Origin of the sequence: Microcoleus sp. N3A4 (assembly GCF_036701805.1) — a bacterium.
In the GTDB taxonomy this organism is placed as follows: domain Bacteria; phylum Cyanobacteriota; class Cyanobacteriia; order Cyanobacteriales; family Microcoleaceae; genus Microcoleus.
This window is the reverse complement of record NZ_JAUBRJ010000138.1, coordinates 1-5,493: the sequence shown is the minus strand read 5'-3', so window position 1 is coordinate 5,493 and position 5,493 is coordinate 1. Positions and strand designations below refer to the sequence as shown.

General features: G+C 55.1%; 2 tRNA genes and 3 rRNA genes. All 5 read left to right on the top strand.

The annotated features are described in order from the left end of the window. Nucleotides 1-334 precede the first annotated feature (334 nt). Nucleotides 335-1,873: ribosomal RNA gene (locus tag QUA56_RS36005) — 16S ribosomal RNA — on the top strand. A gap of 94 nt (nt 1,874-1,967) precedes the next feature. Continuing rightward, nucleotides 1,968-2,043 (top strand) — tRNA-Ala (locus QUA56_RS36000). A gap of 20 nt (nt 2,044-2,063) precedes the next feature. Beyond that, nucleotides 2,064-2,140: transfer RNA gene (locus QUA56_RS35995), tRNA-Ile, on the top strand. Between the two features lie 192 nt (nt 2,141-2,332). Then, nucleotides 2,333-5,183, top strand: a 23S ribosomal RNA gene (locus QUA56_RS35990). Between the two features lie 122 nt (nt 5,184-5,305). Continuing rightward, nucleotides 5,306-5,418: ribosomal RNA gene (gene rrf, locus QUA56_RS35985) — 5S ribosomal RNA — on the top strand. Together the 16S, 23S and 5S rRNA genes with 2 tRNA genes alongside form the textbook arrangement of a ribosomal RNA operon. Nucleotides 5,419-5,493: the final 75 nt, after the last annotated feature.

The window sequence follows — 5,493 nt, the reverse complement described above, 5'->3', positions numbered from 1 at the left end:
GGTTGCCTATAGTTCGCGCCCCTTCGCTGGGTGGTTCGGAAACGAGCGGCGCGGCGGAGGGGGGTGGAGAAGAAAGTTGTCGCTTTGCGGTGTTGACGAACTTCGAAACTGCTGTATAGTGTGCGGCTCCCTCGGGCGAAACGCCCGGCAGCGCGAAAGGCGCTAAGAAGGGAACGGATCTTTGAAAGTACGCGCAGGTGTTTTGTGCGGGTGCCTGCAGGGTGGTGAGATCATCATCAATCTTGCAGACGCTCGATCATGAGCACTGTCAATTGTTTTTGTAGCATGCGACGCAAAGCTCAGGAATCGACCGATCTGCTAAAGCAATACGCTTTAACTGAAGAGTTTGATCCTGGCTCAGAGTGAACGCTGGCGGCAGGCCTAACACATGCAAGTCGAGCGGCAGCGCGGGGGCAACCCTGGCGGCGAGCGGCGGACGGGTGAGGAATTCGTCGGAATCTGCCTTTTTGTGGGGGATAACGTAGGGAAACTTACGCTAATACCGCATACGACCTACGGGTGAAAGTGGGGGACCGCAAGGCCTCACGCAGAAAGATGAGCCGACGACCGATTAGCTAGTTGGTAGGGTAAAGGCCTACCAAGGCGACGATCGGTAGCTGGTCTGAGAGGATGATCAGCCACACTGGGACTGAGACACGGCCCAGACTCCTACGGGAGGCAGCAGTGGGGAATATTGGACAATGGGCGCAAGCCTGATCCAGCCATGCCGCGTGTGTGAAGAAGGCCTTCGGGTTGTAAAGCACTTTTGTCCGGAAAGAAATCTTCCAACTTAATACGTTGGGAGGATGACGGTACCGGAAGAATAAGCACCGGCTAACTTCGTGCCAGCAGCCGCGGTAATACGAAGGGTGCAAGCGTTACTCGGAATTACTGGGCGTAAAGCGTGCGTAGGCGGTTTGTTAAGTCTGACGTGAAATCCCCGGGCTCAACCTGGGACGTGCGTTGGAAACTGGCGATCTAGAGTACGGTAGAGGGTGGTGGAATTCCCGGTGTAGCAGTGAAATGCGTAGAGATCGGGAGGAACACTCGTGGCGAAGGCGGCCACCTGGACCAGTACTGACGCTGAGGCACGAAAGCGTGGGGAGCAAACAGGATTAGATACCCTGGTAGTCCACGCCCTAAACGATGCGAACTGGATGTTGGGCTCACTTCGGAGCTCAGTATCGAAGCTAACGCGTTAAGTTCGCCGCCTGGGGAGTACGGTCGCAAGACTGAAACTCAAAGGAATTGACGGGGGCCCGCACAAGCGGTGGAGTATGTGGTTTAATTCGATGCAACGCGCAGAACCTTACCTGGCCTTGACATCCACGGAATCCTTCAGAGATGAGGGAGTGCCTTCGGGAACCGTGAGACAGGTGCTGCATGGCTGTCGTCAGCTCGTGTCGTGAGATGTTGGGTTAAGTCCCGCAACGAGCGCAACCCTTGTCCTTAGTTGCCAGCACGTAATGGTGGGAACTCTAAGGAGACCGCCGGCGACAAGCCGGAGGAAGGTGGGGATGACGTCAAGTCATCATGGCCCTTACGGCCAGGGCTACACACGTACTACAATGGTGGGGACAGAGGGCTGCAAGCCGGCGACGGTGAGCCAATCCCAGAAACCCCATCTCAGTCCGGATTGGAGTCTGCAACTCGACTCCATGAAGTCGGAATCGCTAGTAATCGCAGATCAGCATTGCTGCGGTGAATACGTTCCCGGGCCTTGTACACACCGCCCGTCACACCATGGGAGTTTGTTGCACCAGAAGCAGGTAGCTTAACCGCAAGGGGGGCGCTTGCCACGGTGTGGCCGATGACTGGGGTGAAGTCGTAACAAGGTAGCCGTATCGGAAGGTGCGGCTGGATCACCTCCTTTAGAGTATGACTGACTGTCCTGTCAGGCATCCGCACAAGGCACCTGCATTCAGAGCATCGCGCAAAGGCGCGGTATCGGTGACCCAAGCTTGCTTGGGGCCATAGCTCAGCTGGGAGAGCACCTGCTTTGCAAGCAGGGGGTCGTCGGTTCGATCCCGACTGGCTCCACCAACCCGACTCCCCGAGATTTTGGGTCTGTAGCTCAGGTGGTTAGAGCGCACCCCTGATAAGGGTGAGGTCGGTGGTTCGAGTCCTCCCAGACCCACCAAAACTCTGAATGACAGCGCGTACGAAAAGATAAAGCGAGGCCGACGTTGAGGTCGGTTTTCGGTTCTTTGATAACTTGTGACGTAACAGCGTTTGAGAGCCAGTGGGGTGAGAGCCCTGGTGGCCATCTTGAAACATGTGTCGTTGTAACAAGGCAAACTTGCACCAGCCTCGAGGCGACTTGAGGTTATATGGTCAAGCGAATAAGCGCATACGGTGGATGCCTTGGCAGTCAGAGGCGATGAAGGACGTGACAGCCTGCGAAAAGCGTGGGGGAGCCGGCAATAGGCTTTGATCCCGCGATGTCCGAATGGGGAAACCCACCCGCAAGGGTATCCTGCAGTGAATCCATAGCTGCTGGAAGCTAACCCGGGGAACTGAAATATCTAAGTACCCGGAGGAAAAGAAATCAACCGAGATTCCCTGAGTAGTGACGAGCGAACGGGGAACAGCCCAAAAGTCATCATGGTTCTAGAAAAACAGTCTGGAAAGGCTGGCCATAGACGGTGATAGCCCAGTATTTGAAAGGGCCACGATGATGAAATTGAGTAGGGCGGGGCACGTGAAACCCTGTCTGAACATGGGGGGACCATCCTCCAAGGCTAAATACTCCTGACTGACCGATAGTGAACCAGTACCGTGAGGGAAAGGCGAAAAGAACCCCGGAGAGGGGAGTGAAATAGAACCTGAAACCGTATGCGTACAAGCAGTAGGAGCCCGCAAGGGTGACTGCGTACCTTTTGTATAATGGGTCAGCGACTTACTTTTTGTGGCGAGCTTAACCGTATAGGGTAGGCGAAGGGAAACCGAGTCTGAATAGGGCGCATAGTCGCAGGAAGTAGACCCGAAACCGGGTGATCTAGCCATGCCCAGGGTGAAGGTGCGGTAACACGCACTGGAGGCCCGAACCCACTCCTGTTGCAAAAGTAGGGGATGAGGTGTGGCTAGGAGTGAAAAGCTAATCGAACCCGGAGATAGCTGGTTCTCCTCGAAAGCTATTTAGGTAGCGCCTCGCACGAATCTTCCTGGGGGTAGAGCACTGTTATGGCTAGGGGGTCATCGTGACTTACCAAACCATGGCAAACTCCGAATACCAGGACAGACTATGCGGGAGACACACGGCGGGTGCTAACGTCCGTCGTGAAAAGGGAAACAACCCAGACCCACAGCTAAGGTCCCCAAATTATCGCTAAGTGGAAAACGATGTGGAAAGGCATAGACAGCCAGGAGGTTGGCTTAGAAGCAGCCATCCTTTAAAGAAAGCGTAATAGCTCACTGGTCGAGTCGGTCTGCGCGGAAGATTTAACGGGGCTAAGCGATATACCGAAGCTTGGGGTGCACACTTTGTGTGCGCGGTAGAGGAGCGTTCCGTACGCCTGCGAAGGTGGCTTGAGAAGGCTGCTGGAGGTATCGGAAGTGCGAATGCTGACATGAGTAACGATAATGCGGGTGAAAAGCCCGCACGCCGAAAGCCCAAGGTTTCCTAGCGCAACGTTCATCGGCGCAGGGTGAGTCGGCCCCTAAGGCGAGACCGAAAGGTGTAGTCGATGGGAAGCTGGTTAATATTCCAGCACCTCGCGTGAGTGCGATGGGGGGACGGAGAAGGGTAAGTGTACCGGGCGTTGGTTGTCCCGGGGAAAGTACAAAGGCTTGGGTGGTAGGCAAATCCGCCGCCCTTTAAGGCCGAAGTACGAGACGAGTCCTATCGGACGAAGTCACTGATCCCACGCTTCCAGGAAAAGCCTCTAAGCTTCAGCTCACGCAAGACCGTACCGTAAACCGACACAGGTGGGTAGGATGAGAATTCTCAGGCGCTTGAGAGAACTTGGGTGAAGGAACTAGGCAAAATAGTACCGTAACTTCGGGAGAAGGTACGCCTCCAGCAATGGAGGCCGCAGTGACCAGGCCGCTGCGACTGTTTATCAAAAACACAGCACTCTGCAAACACGAAAGTGGACGTATAGGGTGTGACGCCTGCCCGGTGCTGGAAGGTTAAGTGATGGGGTCAGCGCAAGCGAAGCTCTTGATCGAAGCCCCAGTAAACGGCGGCCGTAACTATAACGGTCCTAAGGTAGCGAAATTCCTTGTCGGGTAAGTTCCGACCTGCACGAATGGCGTAACGACAGCGGCGCTGTCTCCACCCAAGGCTCAGTGAAATTGAAATCGCTGTGAAGATGCAGCGTTCCCGCGGCAAGACGGAAAGACCCCGTGAACCTTTACTATAGCTTTACATTGAACGTTGAGTTCGTCTGTGTAGGATAGGTGGGAGGCTATGAAACCGAGGCGCCAGCTTCGGTGGAGCCATCCTTGAAATACCACCCTGATGTGCTTGACGTTCTAACCTAGGTCCGTAATCCGGATCGGGGACCATGTATGGTGGGTAGTTTGACTGGGGCGGTCTCCTCCCAAAGAGTAACGGAGGAGCACGAAGGTACGCTCAGCGCGGTCGGACATCGCGCAATGTGTGCAAAGGCAGAAGCGTGCTTGACTGCAAGATCGACGGATCAAGCAGGTACGAAAGTAGGTCTTAGTGATCCGGTGGTTCTGTATGGAAGGGCCATCGCTCAACGGATAAAAGGTACTCCGGGGATAACAGGCTGATACCGCCCAAGAGTTCATATCGACGGCGGTGTTTGGCACCTCGATGTCGGCTCATCACATCCTGGGGCTGTAGTCGGTCCCAAGGGTATGGCTGTTCGCCATTTAAAGTGGTACGCGAGCTGGGTTCAGAACGTCGTGAGACAGTTCGGTCCCTATCTGTCGTGGGCGTTGGAGATTTGAGAGGGGCTGTTCCTAGTACGAGAGGACCGGAATGGACGAACCTCTGGTGTACCGGTTGTCACGCCAGTGGCACTGCCGGGTAGCTACGTTCGGAAACGATAACCGCTGAAAGCATCTAAGCGGGAAGCGCGCCTCAAGATGAGATCTCCCGGGACACAAGTCCCCTAAAGGAACGATGAAGACTACGTCGTTGATAGGTCGGGTGTGTAAGTGCAGTAATGCATTGAGCTTACCGATACTAATGATCCGTGTGGCTTGATCATATAACCTCAAGTTGCCTTGCCCTTCGGCACAGAAGCCAAGACAAACCAAACTGTTACGTCACAAGACCCTATGAGAGCGTGAGCGCTTGAGCCTTCCGGCAATAGCGACCCTCCACCCTCTCCCTGGTGAACATAGCTGCGTGGAACCACCCGATCCCATCCCGAACTCGGAAGTGAAACGCGCACGCGCCGATGGTAGTGTGCATCCGCATGCGAGAGTAGGTCATCGCCAGGGCCTTACCCAAAACCCCGACCCAAAAGGTCGGGGTTTTTCTTTGCAACTCAAAAACCAATAACAGCAAAGCGCAGG